The following is a 318-nucleotide window of genomic DNA, read 5'->3' as shown; positions in this document are numbered from 1 at the left end:
TAGATACTTGAATATCATCTTCCTCAACTAATATAGATACATAGTATCTATTAGATTTTTGACTTACTGTACCACTTTTAACTATTGAATTTGTTGGTATATATCCAAATTCTTTTAGTCTTACCCACCCAAGAGTAGGTATTTTGACCCTATGCCTTTCAATAGTCCAATCAGTCTTATTATTCTTAGGGAAATATGCTTTTACATCTTGATTTTTCTCTTTCTTGAACTTAGGAAAGCCTTTAGCACCTTTAAAAAAGTCTTTAAAGGCTTTATCTCCATTCATAATAGCTTGTTTAGTAGCTTTAGAGGATACAT

At 30.5% G+C, this 318-nt stretch carries 1 pseudogene; it reads right to left on the bottom strand.

Annotated features, from left to right (window positions below):
• Window positions 1-286: pseudogene (locus tag KGF45_RS20585) on the bottom strand (RNA-guided endonuclease TnpB family protein); the annotation flags it as partial.
• Window positions 287-318: the final 32 nt, after the last annotated feature.

The organism is Clostridioides sp. ZZV14-6154 (genome assembly GCF_020657785.1).
Lineage (GTDB): Bacteria > Bacillota > Clostridia > Peptostreptococcales > Peptostreptococcaceae > Clostridioides.
The sequence above is the reverse complement of the archived record's forward strand: the minus strand, read 5'-3'. Positions and strand labels throughout refer to the sequence as shown.